We start from the raw sequence: 14,274 nt of genomic DNA, 5'->3' as shown, positions 1-14,274 counted from the left end.
CACCTTCGACGCTGCGCCGACTCTCGCATCGCATTCATACGCCTAGACGCATCCTTTGCTGCTCGCCCGATTCCCTGCCTCAGGAAAAGGGCAGGAAATTTCTCCGTGCAGAATCTTTTGATTCTGGAACCCGCATGAATACCGACGATTCGCGAGTATCAGGAATTCTGAAGGATATGCTGACGGTGGGAAAAATTGGCTGAGAGGCAATCGGCTGGAGCATTTCGACGTCAGTACCGTCTGCTGTGGAGTCATAAAGACCCATCCATTTGCAACCGCGAAAGTGCTAGTGCACCGAATTTTGGCAGCAACGCGGTGGCGCATCTTGGCGTCGTATTTACTGAAAGGCAGAAGCGCCAGGAAAACAGAGCCGCAAACGCTCGGGCTCACTTCTTCTTCTTCGAAATCAGCAACAAACGATTTTCTGATTTTCTTTTGAGGCATGCGATGTCGGTCCCCCCACTGATCGACGCCAGGAAGGCCGCTTGCGAACTTGAAAAGCTGAGGCTTCTTTCGGCGCGCTTAAATCGTGAATTATTCGAGCAATGCTGTCAGTTGCAGCATGATGCAAGGTCTGTGGATCTTGAGTTGCTCGCCAGCCTCTCTGGACGTGCGAGAGAAGCCGAACGGCGTAAGCGGGTGCTGGAAGACCTGCTGGATCTTCAGGCGAACTTTGCAGCAGTAGCCAGTCAGAAGCAATAAATCTGGAACATAACACCAAAGGCCTGCCGAGAGGCTGCCGGCGGTCCCTCTAGGTCCCTTATTATTCTGGCGCTTAACTCATTTGGTTCCTTAATCAGCTACTGAGTCAGGAGCTACCACCGGCCGAATTGATAAACCAAACGCCCTCTCTGGCAGTAAACCTCCTCGCTGTGCCTGTCCGCTACCCCCGATTCACTGTCCTAAGTGGTATGCCTCGCGCGTTTTAGGGCTGACTTACGAAAGGGCTCGGTCTTCTTTCCGTCCAATGTGCATCAATACCACTACGGATTGTGATCGGCCTTTGCGAGAAGCACAGTATGTCGCCGGGAGCACCAAGGTACATGTACGAAAATCCGAAGAAAACGGGATAAAACCCGGAAGAAACACGGAACTCTCCCTTGACACACCCCGGAGCAACCGGGGTATAACACGCCTACCTTAAGTTTCCCCCCCGAGAAAGCAGAGGACTCTTCCTCTTCAGGCCCCAGTCCGATGAGGCAATTCCCGTGGAGTTCGATTCAGGGAAGCAACATTCGTGGAAAGGTCTAGGCATTTATGGGTGCAGATTCGCGTGAAGTGATGAATATTCGCCAGGCTTCGCAGTACCTGGGCGTTAGTCCCGACACGCTCTACAAATACGTTTACGAAGAGAAAATCCCGGCTTTCAAACTGGGCAACCGCTGGAAATTCAAGAAGACGATTCTCGACCAGTGGATGGAAGAGAAGAGCTCAGTCGGGGAAGCGAAGAGCACGACTAAGAAGAGGCCGCGGGCCGCACGGGCCGCCATCGGCCAATAGCGAGGCAAAGAATGTTCGGATTTGGATCGTCGAGAACAATTGTTGGGTTGGATATCGGCTCCAGCAGCATTAAGGCCGTTGAGCTGAAGAAGGTCAAGGGCGAGATCCAGGTGGCTCACCTGGGTATGGAGCGGCTCGGCTCGGACATCGTGGTGGACTCCATGATCGTCGACTCAGGCAGCGTCTCGAGCGCTATCTCCAAGCTCTTCTCCGAGCGCAAGTTCGGGTCGAAGCTGGTCGCGACCGCGGTTAGCGGTCACTCGGTAATCGTAAAGAAGATCTCGATGCAGACCGTGCCCGAAAGCGAAGTGCCTGAGCTCCTGCAGACGGAAGCTGCGCAGTACATCCCGTTCGACATGAACGACGTGAACATCGACTACCAGGTGCTCTCGGAGAATGCCAATGAGCCGCAGATGGACGTACTGCTGGCGGCAGTGAAGAAAGACAAGATCCTTAACTACACGAACGTTCTTTCGCTCTCTGGGAAAATTCCCGAAGTGGTCGATATCGACGCCTTCGCTCTGCAGAACTGCTACGAGTACAACTACGAGCCCTCCCCCACTTCTACCGTTGCGTTGCTGAACATTGGCGCGAGTGTGATGAACATCAACATCGTCAAGGGCAGCACGCCGTTGTTTACGCGCGATGTCAGTGTTGGCGGCAATCAGTACACGGACTCGCTGCAGAAAGAGCTCGATCTCAGCTTTGACGATGCTGAAGCTCTGAAGATGGGAGAGACGATCGGGAAGGTGAGTCCCGATGCAAAGCTTCCCATATTGAAGCAGGTGACGGAAATCATCGTTCTCGAAATCCAGAAGACGTTTGATTTCTTCCGTGCTACAGCAGCGGGGTCGCACATTGAAAAGATTTATCTCGCGGGCGGTTCCTCAGCAGTTCCCGGTCTGACAGAGGCTTTGCGCCAGGAATTTTCGATGCCGGTGGAGATCCTGAATCCGTTCCAGCGCATTCAGGCGAATGGCGCTGGAGATTTTGTTGGGGAGAACGCGGGGCAGCTCGCAGTGGCCGTGGGACTCGCCCTTAGGAGTTTTGAGTCGCTATGATTCGCATCAACCTTCTTGGCAAATCGAAACCGAAAAGCAGACGTTCCGCGATGGCAACAACGGCCATCGAATTCGAGAGTGGAGGCTCGCCGAATTCTTCGAATGCAATGGCGGCCATCATCGTTCTTGCCATCACCGTCGGCTCGATCTGGTGGTATCAAACTCAACTGAACAACCAGGCGCTCGAGATCAAGAAGCAAATGGATGCTGCTCAGCGGGAGGCACAGCAACTGGCGCAGACTAAGGCTCGATTCGAGCAGCGTCAGGCAGTCAGAGACGAGTACGAACAACGCGTCAAGATTATCGATTCGCTGCGCGCCAGCCAGTCAGGTCCGGTCGACTTACTGACAACCGTCAGCGCCACCGTGAACAACACCGATGAAGTGTGGCTCGTTGCCATGAGCGACGCTGGAAACAATGTGAATGTGGAGGGTACAGCGCTGAGTTCCAATGCGGTGGCCAACCTGATGACGAATCTGATGAAGACCGGATATTTCAAGACGGTCGAAATCAAGGAAGCCTATCAGGATGAGGCAGAGAAAAAACTGCAGGCATTCAATTTCAGCTTAATTTGCGAGAAGCTGCCGCCGAATGCAGCCGGAAAGAAGTCGTAGCGGCACGGAGAATCATCATGGAAAAATTCAATCAACTTCCATTCTTGGCACGCTTCGTGATCTTCGCGGTGGTGGGCGCCGCAATTTTTGCCGGCGCCTGGTACGGTCCAGTTCCAGGATTCGAGGCAATGCGCGCAGCGAACGATGCATCCATAGCGAAATTGAAAGTGCTGCAGGCAGAAAATGCGCGCATGAAACCTTATGAATCGCAGCTCAAGGAAATCGAGCTGCAGATCGAATCCTTGCAGCGGCAGATGGACCGGCAAAAGCAGATCGTTCCAGATCAGAAGACAGCGGACCAGTTCATGCGTGACTTGCAACAGAACGCTCAGCAGGCGGGAGTTGAGATTCGCGATTATCTGGCGAAGCCCATTGTGGCCAAGCAGTACTACACCGAAGTTCCGTTCGATTTGGAACTCGATGGGCCGTATTTCGCCATGTTGAAATTCTTCGAGCGCGTAGGAACCAGCGAACGAATCATCAACGTTGACAATCTGCGCATGGCCGGAATTCAAAGTAAACAATCTGCTGTGAGACGGAAGTATGACTATGCTCCCGGGGAAACCGTAACAGTTTCCTGCACGGCGAAGACTTTCTTCAGCTCTCCGTCTAAGCCTGCGCCAGCCGCGCCTGCAGCGACGGCAGCGGCTTCCGGTCAGGCGCCGGGAAAGAAAGCGAGCTAAACAACGAGGAGACACATGAAAGTCACAGCTCACATTGTTGCGACTGCACTTCTGGCAGGAGCGCTAGCTGCCCAGACGGCTCCCGCTTCTCAGACGGTACAGCCGAATCCTCCTCAAATACAGGCGCCAAAGAAGGATGCAGGCGCGACGAAGTCTCCAGCCAAGAATCCATTCAAGCCAAAGGCGAAGTCCGCGCAGCCCCCCACGCAACCGGCAAAGACGCAAGGCAAGTCGGCTGCGCAGCCAACCCCAGCTCAACCCGCCAAAGCGCAAGCGAAAACTTCTACTCAGACTGCGAAAACACAGGCAAAAGCCGCTGCTCAACCAGCAAAGACGCAAGCTGCCAAGCCGCAGGCAAAGACGCCGGCGTCGCAAAAGGCAGCGCCGAAACAAGCCGCACCAGTGCAAGCCAAAGCCGCTCCGAAACCGGAAAACACCAAGCCTGCGGAAGTGAAGAAAGAGCCGTCCTCCGAAGTAGTTGAAAGCGCGCCGAGGAAACTGCCGAGTCCGGGCAAACGCGATCCCTTTGTGAGCCCACTGGCGTCGGGCGCTCACGGCCCGGGTGCGGGCTGCACAACGGGAAAGAAATGCCTGATCGTCGATCAGATCGTGCTCAAAGGCATCGTGCAGATGAAGTCGGGAAATTTTGCACTGGTCGAGAACATCTCAAAACGGCCTTATGTGCTGCATGAACGTGATTCGCTGTTCAACGGTAGCGTTGTAAAGATCACCGGAGATAGCGTGGTGTTTAGAGAAGAGAGTAACGACATCCTCGGACGGCCCATCTCCAAGGAGGTTGTCAAGAAGGTTTCTGCCCCGGCGGTTTAGTAAGCGCGCAGGCATCAAGTATGTAAGAGTGCTTTCATGTCCCAGTGCGGACTCTGGAAGCGGAACCAAGTTAGTACACATAGATGGATCCTGCCTGTGAATCGCACGAAGGCTCGCGTCGGGTTTCAAAGCAGTTGCAGCAAATCCGCTTGAGAGTGGAGTCCGGCCAAAGTTCCTGGGATGGTAGTAACCGCGTGCTTCATAACCTGGATTGCGCGGTGGGCAAATTCCAAAAGCGGTAGCAGGTCCTAAATGGGAATGTGATTCCTGGGCCTTCAATCCGCGCCGCGTTCGGTAGAAATATCGGACCGTGAGGAGAGATAGAGATGAGGCTGAAGCAACTTCTGAGTGTGGCGCTGGCGGTTCCCTTGCTGACCGCGCTTGCCGCTGCCGATTCGCGGTTGACGGACATCAGCGTTCAAAGTAATGGCAACGCTGCTGTCGTCACCATCCGCGCGAATGGCGCTCTTACTCACAACGAATATAGGCCAGTCGACAACTTATTGCTGGTCGATTTCCCCGGCGTAGATGTCGGCACACTCGACACTAATACTCATACCGTCAGCATTCCCGGAATCAGCTCATATCAGGTCCACTCCTACAAAGCCGCCAATGGAAGCCAGATCGCCCGAGTTGAGTTGACTCTCGCTTCACATGCCAGCGTACAGCTGTCCAACGAACAGAATGCAGTGCTGGTGTCAGTGAGTACCGACTCGCTGCCAATAGCTTCGACAGATAAAGCTGGAGAAACTGCAAGCACAAGCTTCTCGCGCCCTTCCCCAGTGAAACCCGCAGCAATGTACGCGAATGCACCAGTTGCGCGGGTCCGGGGAATCTCGGTGGTTCGCGGACACGAGGGCACGAATGTAGAAATTCGAATCAGTGGAGTCCTCACGCCGAAGGTGTTGACTCTGAAGTCGCCGGATCGCCTGGTGATCGACCTTCCCAACGCCGTACCAGAATCACGTCCGCATAACATTCCTGTACACGCCGCCGATGTGAACATGGTGCGGATGTCGCAGTATCAAGCCGAGCCGCCTACGACGCGCGTAGTACTGGATCTGAAATCGCCGCAAGATTTTCAGCTCGCGAATCTAAGCGACAAGCTAGTGGTTAAGCTCCGGCCGCTGGCGGCTCGAGGAGCGGCTTTGGCGGATGGCAGCATGCCTTCTATGCCGGGCACGGTCACATCCAGTCGTCGCAGTAACGGGACATCCGCCACTGCTGCAGTGAAGCCACAGGCTCAGGACTTTGTGGTCGTACAGCCGCAGTATCACGAAGTAACTCGAGAGCAGCAGCCGGCGCAGGAGAAAACAGCCACTGAGCGGGCTTCAGAGGCAGCTAAAATTCTGGGTGCTGCGCCTCAGGTCGAAATTCCTCTTTCTGCAGGTCCGAGTCACGCCGAGATAAAGCCGCAGGTGCTGCAAGCTGCAATGATGCAAGCAGCGCAGCCCAGTGGCGGTCAGGCAATGGCGGCAGCGGCGGCAACTCAGAATTGCAACACAGGTCGTTACACCGGCGAGCCCATTTCGGTAAATCTGAAGGACGTCGATCTTAAAGACTTCTTCCGCCTGATTCATGAAATCAGCGGGCTGAACGTAGTTCTGGATCCCGGTGTCAATGGAACCTTGACAATCGTGCTTGATGACGTACCTTGGGACCAGGCGCTCGCCATCGTGCTGCAGAATAATGGGCTGCAATGCCAGTTGAACGGCAACGTGCTGCGTATCGCGCTACCCGACACTTTGCGCAGGGAAGCCGACGCTCTGCGTGCAACGCAGGAAGCTCAAGCACTGGCCGTTGATCGCGTCACAGTCACCCGTTATCTAAGCTATGCATCGGCCAAGACCATTGTCCCGACTTTAAAGGCATTCCTCTCCAAGCGCGGCGACATCATAGCCGACGATCGCACGAATTCGCTGATTATCCAAGATATCCCGAGCGTAATCCCGGGACTCGATCGGCTGGTAAAGGAACTCGATCGTAAGACACAGCAGGTTGAAATCGAGGCTCGCGTCGTGGCTGCTACACGCAGCTTCGCACGCGATCTTGGAGCTCAGGTTGGATTTGGGTACGGAAACAACGTCTCGGCTGTGGGCGGGGCCGGCATAGTGGGATCGTCGCCACTTCAGGCCACGGGAATCACTGCGCCGAAATACATCATCGTTGGAGGCAACCAGATTCCACTGTTCAGCAACTTTCCAGCAGTGGGCGCAACCACTGGCCTAAGCTTCATCAACGCCACGAACAATTACCGGCTTGATGTGATTCTTACAGCTGCAGAAGACCGTGGGTTGATCAAGATTCTCTCGCGTCCGCGAGTCGTCACTCAAAGCAACATTCAAGCGCTCGTTCGTCAAGGCGTCCGCATTCCGGTTGTGACTGCAGCGCAATTGGGTGGTCCGCCTACGACCACATATGTGGATGCATTCCTCCGGCTGCAAGTCCAGCCGCAGATTACCTCTGACAATACGATCTTCCTGAACGTTGATGTGGAGAACACCACTCCGAACTTCGGACAGCAGGTTGCCGGCAATCCTGAGCTGATCACGCAACAGGCGACCACGCAGGTACTCGTATCAGACGGTGGAACGGTCGTAATCGGCGGCGTGATCCAGACCGCAGATACCATCTCCCGCCAGCAAGTTCCTCTGCTTGGGGATCTTCCGATATTGGGAAATCTGTTCAAGCGGAAGGCAGTCAGCACCTCGACCCAGGAACTGATCTTCTTCATTACGCCAAGAATCCTTCAGTCCTAAACCTGGGCAGCTCGTTCGCCGAGGGCCTCCGGTACAGTACTGGAGGCCCGATGTTTTGTGGTCACGCCATCCATCAAATGAACCATCTTGCTCGCCTGAAAAAGCTCCAGACTCAACTCGAGCGCGACCGTCTAGATGCTGTCTTTATACTGCACGGCGCAAATATTCGATACTTATGCGGATTCACCGGGAGTTCCGGCGTCCTGAGCTGTTGCCGCGGAGACTGGGAGTTCTTCACGGACGGACGTTATACGGAGCAAGCGAAGAAGCAGGTCAAAGGCGCAAGAATACGAGTAGACGCCGTTCCTCCGATTGCAAGTGCTGCCCGATTGATGGGAGCGAAGCTTAAGCGGAGTCGGAGTGTCTCCCGCATTGCAATCGAGCGCGAACACGTAACTCTGGCGATGGAGGCACGGCTAAGCTCCGAACTGGAACGAGTCGCGTCGAAATCTCGCTTCCGAATGATCGAGACCGTCGGGTTGGTGGAGCGGCTCAGAATAAAAAAGGATGAGAACGAACTCGATCAAATCCGTAAGTCGGTCAATCTTGCCTCCAGCGTATTTCCCGAGGTCCTGAGGGTACTCAAGCCTGGAGAAACAGAAAATTCTCTCGCGGCGGAGGTCGAGTATCTCGCGCGCCGAGCGGGTGCGGAAAAGATGAGTTTTGACACGATCGTTGCGTCAGGCTCTCGTTCCGCGTTGCCACATGCGCGACCGAGCTTGGCCCGAATCGGACGCGGGTTCGTCGTCCTCGACTATGGTGTTATAGTAGGCGGTTATTGTTCAGACATGACGCGCACCGTATGGCTGGGTCGCGCGGATAGGGCGATGCGAAACCTGTATGCGGCAGTGCTTGAAGCGCAGCTTGCAGGAATTGCCGCCGTTCGCTCCGGGGTAGAAGCCCAACAAGTAGACGCGGCCGCACGGAAGATATTGCGCGGGCACAAACTGGATAAATATTTTACCCACTCGCTGGGACACGGGGTGGGAATTGAGATTCACGAGTCTCCACGTTTGGCAAAGGGCGAAATGCAGAAGCTGGAGGCTGGAATGGTGATAACCATCGAACCAGGAGTTTACGTTGCCGGTAAGGGAGGCGTGCGAATCGAAGACATGATCCTGGTCACCGACACTGGCTGTGAAGTGCTCACCCCGACATCGAAAGAACTCGTAATCCGCTGATCCCAGACTCCCACGAGAGCAAATGAATCAAAAAGAGCTTAGAGAGCTGATCGAGTTCCTAAAAGAGCAGGACATTGCCGAGTTCGAGCTGGAACGCGGTGATGTAAAGGTTCGGATCAAACGTGGAACAATAATTACGACGCCTGCACTACCGATTCATGCTTCCCCTGGGGTTACAACCTCTTTGCCGGCGGATATTCCAGCGCAGCCTCCCATTGGACACGCGGGAACAGCAAAGCCCGTGGCCGCCGAGGAAGGACTGCATGTAGTTAAGTCGCCCATTGTGGGAACCTTCTACGAGTCGCCATCACCTGGATCTCCACCTTTCGTGAAACCAGGCGATAAAGTCGATGCCGGACAGGTGCTTTGCATTATTGAAGCAATGAAACTGATGAACGAAATCGAGGCCGACGTAGGGGGTGAAATCGTGAAACGCTTAGTCAATAACGGACAACCGGTGGAATACGGACAGCCATTGTTCAGCATCCGCCCGCACTAGTCGGACGAGGCCTGCAGTCTTCGCATGTTCAATAAGATCCTAATCGCTAATCGCGGAGAAATCGCTCTTCGCGTCATTTGTGCCTGCAAGGAGCTCGGAATCCGAACCGTTGCGGTATACAGCGAGGCTGATCGCAATTCTCTTCATGTTCGGTTTGCAGATGAAGCTGTCTGCATTGGCCCTCCCCGTTCGGCTGAAAGCTATCTCAACATTCCTGCCGTGATTAGCGCAGCAGAAATCGCAAATGTCGAGGCCATCCATCCTGGATATGGCCTTCTAAGTGAGAACGCAAACTTCGCCGAAGTATGCGAAACTTCGCGTATCAAGTTCATCGGTCCTCCGCCGGAAGTCACGCGTCTGATGGGAGAAAAGGAAAAGGCGCGCATCGCGATGAAAAAGGCTGGTGTTCCAATTCTGCCCGGATCGGAGGGTGTCATTCAGAGTGAAGACGAGGCTCTCGAATGGGCGAAGCAAGTTGGATATCCCGTAATTCTGAAGGCATCTGCTGGCGGCGGCGGACGCGGAATGCGTGTGATTCGCAGCGCCGAAGAATTGCCCAGGCTTTTTCAGGCAGCGCACTCCGAAGCCGCGAACGCGTTTGGCAATGGCGACCTGTACATGGAGAAGTTCATCGAACGCCCCCGCCATATTGAGTTCCAGATTCTTGCTGACGAGCACGGCAAAGTGATGACGCTTGGTGAACGTGAATGCAGCATCCAGCGCCGGCATCAAAAACTGCTTGAAGAGTCGCCATCCACACGCGTGACTCCGAAATTGCGCAAGCAGATTAGTGAGAAATTAGAGTCATCGCTGACTGACATCGGGTATCAGAATGCTGGAACCATCGAGTTCCTGATGGATGAAGATGGCAGTTTGCACTTCATCGAAATGAATACTCGTATTCAAGTGGAACATCCAGTTACTGAAATGGTCACCGGAGTGGATCTAGTAAAAGCGCAAATACGAATCGCTTCTGGGGAGAAGCTGAGCGAAATCATTTCCGCTCCCATTGAGATGCGCGGTCATTCCATCGAGTGCCGAGTTAATGCTGAGCATCCCGAGAAATTCACTCCTTCGGCTGGCAAGATCACGGCCTTCAACACGCCCGGCGGTACTGGAGTGCGCGTCGATACAGCTGCGTATGCTGAAGGAGTAGTTCCTCCGTACTACGACTCACTGATCGCAAAATTGATCACTCACGGCAAAGACCGCGATGAGGCGATTGCTCGGATGTCTCGCGCGCTCGAGATGTTTATCGTAGAAGGGATCCACACGACCATTCCGCTACATCGACGAATCATGGAAAATCCGGACTTTCGCGCCGCCAACTTCGACACGAAGTTCATGGAGCGATTCCTGGAGAACAGTAGGAACGGAAGCGGCCGCTAACGTCGCCTGCTCCACTTTTTGACAACTACTCGCAAAGCTTCCTTGGAACTCCCGCGCTTCTATCCCATTCTGGTACCTTCGCGAATTGGCTCAGGAAGCATGGCAGAGAGTTGCGAATTTGCGCGCGAACTCGTCGCTGCAGGTGCGACGCTAATCCAATTGAGAGAAAAGCACGCATCGGGAAGGGAGATCCTCCGATTAGCTCGAGAGCTGCCAGGATGATGGTCCTCCCGAGGTAGCACGCCGAATCATTGGTTCGAAGGGCGTCTTGGGAGTCTCGACGCATAACATTCAGCAAGTGATCGTTGTGGACGAAAGCTCCGCGGACTATCTGGCAATCGGCCCCGTTTTCCCAACAACATCCAAGGACAATCCAAGCCCCGTAATCGGCTTGGCAGGCATTCAAGACGCTCGCGCCCGGAGCAGCAAGCCTCTCGTCGCAATCGGTGGAATCACCCTGCAGAACTGCCAGGCAGTTATCCAGGCAGGAGCTGACGCGGTAGCAGTAATCAGCGAGCTTCTCTCTGATCCCCGCAAAGTAACTGCGCAATTCCTGCTCAAAATGGCCAAATTGGGGTAAAACTATGAGGCAGTGACCACACCAACGCAGGTCCGCGTCCCAGCCCCCGAATCCTCTCAGTTTGTTCAAGGCATTAACCTTACCAGCGCTACCACTCTTGTCATTGGATCGATGATCGGGTCAGGCATTTTTATCGTCTCGGCCGATATAGGACGCCTAGTCGATTCACCAGCGCTGCTGATTGTCGCGTGGGTTGTTACTGGATTCATGACGGTTGTCGGCGCGCTGACTTATGGCGAACTCGCCGCCATGATGCCCAAGGCCGGCGGGCAATACGTATTCTTGCGCGAGTCTCTCGGACCGCTCTGGGGTTTTCTCTATGGCTGGTCGATGTTCGCAGTAATTCAAACCGGCACAATTGCCGCAGTCGGCGTCGCTTTCGGGAAGTTTATGGGCATGCTCTTCCCTGCTATTTCCGCGGACAAATGGATTTGGCATATCGGACATGTTCCGCAATGGCAGGTCGGGCCAATGGCGCTTGGAAACATGGATGTTGGCGTAAACAGCCAGAATCTTGTAGCCATTGCCATGGTTTTATTCCTTACCGCGATTAACGTTCTCGGTGTGAAGACTGGCGCAATTGTCCAAAACATCTTTACCTTTTCCAAAACTGCCGCCCTTTTCGGCCTCGTGCTGATCGGCGCAACGCTCGGGCGCAATGCTGAGGCAATTAGTCAAAACTTCAGACATTTCTGGCAAAACGCCTCGTTCAGTACGCTCCATCCAGTGCAGGTAGGAGTTGGCGGACCGATAGCTTTCGTGGGACTCTTTACGATCGTCGCTGTAGCGCAAGTAGGATCGCTGTTCTCTTCTGACGCTTGGAATAACGTCACCTTCACCGCCGCAGAGGTTGAGAATCCACGTCGCAATCTTCCTTTGTCCCTCGCACTCGGAACCGGTCTCGTCACAATTCTCTACATAGCAGCGAACTTCGTTTACCTCATGGTGCTGCCGCTGCACGGCAATCCGCATGGTACGACTGTACTGGCACACGGCATTCAATACGCGGCCGACGACCGAGTAGGAACGGCCGTGATGCAACAGGCTTTTGGAGCTTCGGGAGCGGTGCTGATGGCAATCGCCATCATGATCTCAACATTCGGTTGCAACAATGGACTGATCCTCGCGGGAGCGCGTATCTATTACGCGATGGCAAAGGATGGCCTCTTCTTCCGCTCAGTCGGAGGACTCCATCCCCGCTACAAGACGCCAGTAGCCTCACTCATAGTTCAGGCGCTCTGGACATGCTGCCTGTGCCTTTCAGGCAGCTATGGGCAACTGCTCGATCTGACAATGTTCGCTGTCATCATCTTCTATATTCTGACGATCGGCGGTCTCTTCGTTTTGCGGCGAACCCGGCCGGATGTACTGCGTCCTTATCGAGCCTTCGGGTACCCTGTTCTACCTGCCATTTACATCGTGATGGCGATCTTCATCGATGTCGTACTGTTGCGCTACAAACCGCAATACACATGGCCTGGACTGATCATTGTCCTACTCGGAATTCCCATATACCTATTCTGGTCACGAAGTGCCCGCGTCAATGGCAGTACGGTCCAATTAGAAGGCGAAGCAGGCTAACTCTCATATAGGAGAAACCAAGAATGCCGGATTTAATGGCGAAGAAGCCTCTGAACATCATTATGCAGGAGGCCCAAGAAGGCGGCGAACACAGTCTGCGGCGTGCGCTCGGTCCGACGAACCTGATTTCGCTTGGTATTGGAGCGATCATCGGAACAGGAATCTTCGTGCTCACCGGCACCGCGTCCGCGATGCATGCGGGGCCAGCAATCATTCTTTCGTTCTGCCTCGCGGCGTTAGCCTGCGTTTTCGCTGGGCTCTGCTACGCCGAGTTTGCCTCCATGATTCCAGTAGCCGGTTCGGCTTACACCTATGGCTATGCAACGTTGGGAGAGTTCGTAGCATGGATCATTGGCTGGGACCTGATCCTGGAATACGCTTTGGGAGCTGCGACCGTGGCCAGCGGATGGAGTGGTTACGTGCTCAGCCTGTTAGGTGATTTGGGCATTCGAGTCAGCCCAACTCTCGCAGGCGCTCCCGGTACAAAGTTCGTCTTCTACCATGACCATTGGGAGCGGCTCGCCGGCATTGCGAAGAAGCTTGCAATTGAACATATCGATCCCGCAACTCTGCCTAGCACAACATCCTCTTTTAATCTCTTCGGCTTTCTCGGCATTGCCCTCGTGACTGTGATTCTGGTGATCGGCATCAAGGAATCGGCCAATTTCAATTCGTTCATCGTCATCATCAAAATCTGCGTACTGCTGATTTTCCTCGCGCTCGGCGGAGCTTACGTCCTGAAGCATTGGGGCGAAGCCGTGGCCAATTGGACGCCGTTCTTACCGCCGAACGCTGGACACTACGGTGAGTATGGCATTTCGGGAATCGCAACCGCTGCCGGAATCATATTTTTTGCTTACATTGGTTTCGACGCAGTCTCCACTGCTGCGCAAGAGGCTAAGAACCCGGCGCGAGACATGCCTATCGGCATCCTCGGATCGCTGGCGATTTGCACCGTGCTATACATCCTTGTAGCTGTAGTGCTCACTGGACTTGTTAAGTATACAAACCTTGACGTGCCGGATCCGATAGCCATCGGTATCGACGTCACCGGAGTGCGCTGGGGAAGTATGGTGGTGAAGCTTGGTGCCATCTGCGGACTGAGCAGCACTATGGTGGTTATGTTGCTCGGTCAATCTCGCGTTTTCTTTTCTATGTCCAAAGATGGACTCCTACCAGGCTGGGCCAGCAAAGTTCATCCGCGCTTTCGCACCCCTTATCTCTCCACGATTTTCGTAGGCATCTGCGTCGCGTTGGCAGGCGCCCTCACCCCCATTGATGTACTTGGAGAAATGGTTTCGATTGGTACGTTGATGGCTTTCATCATCGTGTGCGCCGGCGTCTGGGTTCTGCGCGCGCGTGGCACAGAAGTGAAGCGGGCCTTCGTTACGCCATGGGTTCCATTCACTCCCATTATGGGTATTGTCATATCTGCGTACATGATGTACAGCCTCAAAACCGCGACCTGGATTCGACTGGTAGTGTGGCTGGTGATCGGCCTCATCATCTATTTCGCGTATAGCCGCAAAAACAGCAAAGTACAGCAGGGACATCCAGAAGAAGCACTAATTACGCGTTAGGCCTGAGAAACAAGGGAGC

At 54.4% G+C, this 14,274-nt stretch carries 15 protein-coding genes; 14 read left to right on the top strand and 1 reads right to left on the bottom strand.

Going from position 1 to position 14,274, the window contains the following annotated elements; translation table 11 throughout:
* Window positions 1-42 precede the first annotated feature (42 nt).
* On the bottom strand, window positions 43-444 hold the full coding sequence (locus DMG62_20860; GenBank protein ID PYY20994.1) for a hypothetical protein: 402 nt from the start codon (window positions 442-444) through the stop codon (window positions 43-45).
* A gap of 3 nt (window positions 445-447) precedes the next feature.
* Between DMG62_20860 and DMG62_20855 the strand changes: the two genes are divergently transcribed.
* The 14 genes from DMG62_20855 (at window position 448) to DMG62_20790 (ending at window position 14,255) form a co-directional block, all read left to right on the top strand.
* The gene (locus tag DMG62_20855; protein ID PYY20993.1) at window positions 448-702 is read left to right on the top strand and encodes a hypothetical protein; all 255 of its coding nucleotides are present in this window, start codon (window positions 448-450) and stop codon (window positions 700-702) included.
* 579 nt (window positions 703-1,281) lie between these two features.
* Window positions 1,282-1,500 (top strand): DNA-binding protein, encoded by a 219-nt coding sequence (locus DMG62_20850; protein ID PYY21037.1) that lies wholly within the window; start codon window positions 1,282-1,284, stop codon window positions 1,498-1,500.
* 11 nt (window positions 1,501-1,511) lie between these two features.
* Window positions 1,512-2,561, top strand: coding sequence for a pilus assembly protein PilM (locus DMG62_20845; protein PYY20992.1), 1,050 nt, complete (start codon window positions 1,512-1,514; stop codon window positions 2,559-2,561).
* Window positions 2,558-3,175 (top strand): hypothetical protein, encoded by a 618-nt coding sequence (locus tag DMG62_20840; protein ID PYY20991.1) that lies wholly within the window; start codon window positions 2,558-2,560, stop codon window positions 3,173-3,175. Before DMG62_20845 ends, DMG62_20840 begins: the two co-directional genes overlap by 4 nt.
* A 17-nt stretch (window positions 3,176-3,192) precedes the next feature.
* Complete coding sequence (locus tag DMG62_20835) at window positions 3,193-3,858, top strand: hypothetical protein (GenBank protein ID PYY20990.1); 666 nt, start codon at window positions 3,193-3,195, stop codon at window positions 3,856-3,858.
* Window positions 3,859-3,873: 15 nt separating this feature from the next.
* Entirely contained in the window at window positions 3,874-4,686 is an 813-nt protein-coding gene (locus DMG62_20830) for a hypothetical protein (protein PYY20989.1), read from the top strand.
* A 326-nt stretch (window positions 4,687-5,012) separates the two neighbouring features.
* Complete coding sequence (locus DMG62_20825) at window positions 5,013-7,445, top strand: hypothetical protein (GenBank protein ID PYY20988.1); 2,433 nt, start codon at window positions 5,013-5,015, stop codon at window positions 7,443-7,445.
* A gap of 50 nt (window positions 7,446-7,495) precedes the next feature.
* Complete coding sequence (locus DMG62_20820) at window positions 7,496-8,626, top strand: aminopeptidase P family protein (protein PYY20987.1); 1,131 nt, start codon at window positions 7,496-7,498, stop codon at window positions 8,624-8,626.
* 22 nt (window positions 8,627-8,648) lie between these two features.
* Window positions 8,649-9,125 (top strand): acetyl-CoA carboxylase biotin carboxyl carrier protein, encoded by a 477-nt coding sequence (gene accB / locus DMG62_20815; GenBank protein PYY20986.1) that lies wholly within the window; start codon window positions 8,649-8,651, stop codon window positions 9,123-9,125.
* 24 nt (window positions 9,126-9,149) lie between these two features.
* The gene (gene accC / locus DMG62_20810) at window positions 9,150-10,514 is read left to right on the top strand and encodes an acetyl-CoA carboxylase biotin carboxylase subunit (GenBank protein PYY20985.1); all 1,365 of its coding nucleotides are present in this window, start codon (window positions 9,150-9,152) and stop codon (window positions 10,512-10,514) included.
* A gap of 18 nt (window positions 10,515-10,532) precedes the next feature.
* Window positions 10,533-10,736 carry a hypothetical protein gene (locus tag DMG62_20805; protein PYY20984.1) on the top strand — a complete coding sequence of 68 codons (204 nt, stop codon included), beginning with the start codon at window positions 10,533-10,535 and terminating at the stop codon, window positions 10,734-10,736.
* Window positions 10,737-10,761: 25 nt separating this feature from the next.
* Entirely contained in the window at window positions 10,762-11,094 is a 333-nt protein-coding gene (locus tag DMG62_20800; GenBank protein ID PYY20983.1) for a hypothetical protein, read from the top strand.
* Between the two features lie 12 nt (window positions 11,095-11,106).
* Window positions 11,107-12,675, top strand: coding sequence for an amino acid transporter (locus tag DMG62_20795; GenBank protein PYY20982.1), 1,569 nt, complete (start codon window positions 11,107-11,109; stop codon window positions 12,673-12,675).
* Window positions 12,676-12,698: 23 nt separating this feature from the next.
* Window positions 12,699-14,255 (top strand): amino acid permease, encoded by a 1,557-nt coding sequence (locus DMG62_20790; GenBank protein ID PYY20981.1) that lies wholly within the window; start codon window positions 12,699-12,701, stop codon window positions 14,253-14,255.
* The last annotated feature ends 19 nt before the right edge of the window (window positions 14,256-14,274 follow it).

The sequence above is a fragment of the Acidobacteriota bacterium genome (genome assembly GCA_003225175.1).
Taxonomy (GTDB): Bacteria; Acidobacteriota; Terriglobia; order Terriglobales; family Acidobacteriaceae; genus Gp1-AA112.
This window is presented reverse-complemented; position numbering and strand designations above follow the sequence as displayed.

Excerpts from the sequence above, each read along its gene's own strand:
- DMG62_20830 (PYY20989.1), top strand. The coding sequence starts at position 3,874 with ATGAAAGTCACAGCTCACATTGTTGCGACTGCACTTCTGGCAGGAGCG.
- accC (PYY20985.1), top strand. The coding sequence starts at position 9,150 with ATGTTCAATAAGATCCTAATCGCTAATCGCGGAGAAATCGCTCTTCGC.
- DMG62_20825 (PYY20988.1), top strand. The coding sequence starts at position 5,013 with ATGAGGCTGAAGCAACTTCTGAGTGTGGCGCTGGCGGTTCCCTTGCTG.
- DMG62_20860 (PYY20994.1), bottom strand. The coding sequence starts at position 444 with ATGCCTCAAAAGAAAATCAGAAAATCGTTTGTTGCTGATTTCGAAGAA.
- DMG62_20850 (PYY21037.1), top strand. The coding sequence starts at position 1,282 with ATGAATATTCGCCAGGCTTCGCAGTACCTGGGCGTTAGTCCCGACACG.
- DMG62_20820 (PYY20987.1), top strand. The coding sequence starts at position 7,496 with ATGTTTTGTGGTCACGCCATCCATCAAATGAACCATCTTGCTCGCCTG.
- DMG62_20855 (PYY20993.1), top strand. The coding sequence starts at position 448 with ATGTCGGTCCCCCCACTGATCGACGCCAGGAAGGCCGCTTGCGAACTT.
- accB (PYY20986.1), top strand. The coding sequence starts at position 8,649 with ATGAATCAAAAAGAGCTTAGAGAGCTGATCGAGTTCCTAAAAGAGCAG.
- DMG62_20835 (PYY20990.1), top strand. The coding sequence starts at position 3,193 with ATGGAAAAATTCAATCAACTTCCATTCTTGGCACGCTTCGTGATCTTC.
- DMG62_20790 (PYY20981.1), top strand. The coding sequence starts at position 12,699 with ATGCCGGATTTAATGGCGAAGAAGCCTCTGAACATCATTATGCAGGAG.
- DMG62_20845 (PYY20992.1), top strand. The coding sequence starts at position 1,512 with ATGTTCGGATTTGGATCGTCGAGAACAATTGTTGGGTTGGATATCGGC.
- DMG62_20840 (PYY20991.1), top strand. The coding sequence starts at position 2,558 with ATGATTCGCATCAACCTTCTTGGCAAATCGAAACCGAAAAGCAGACGT.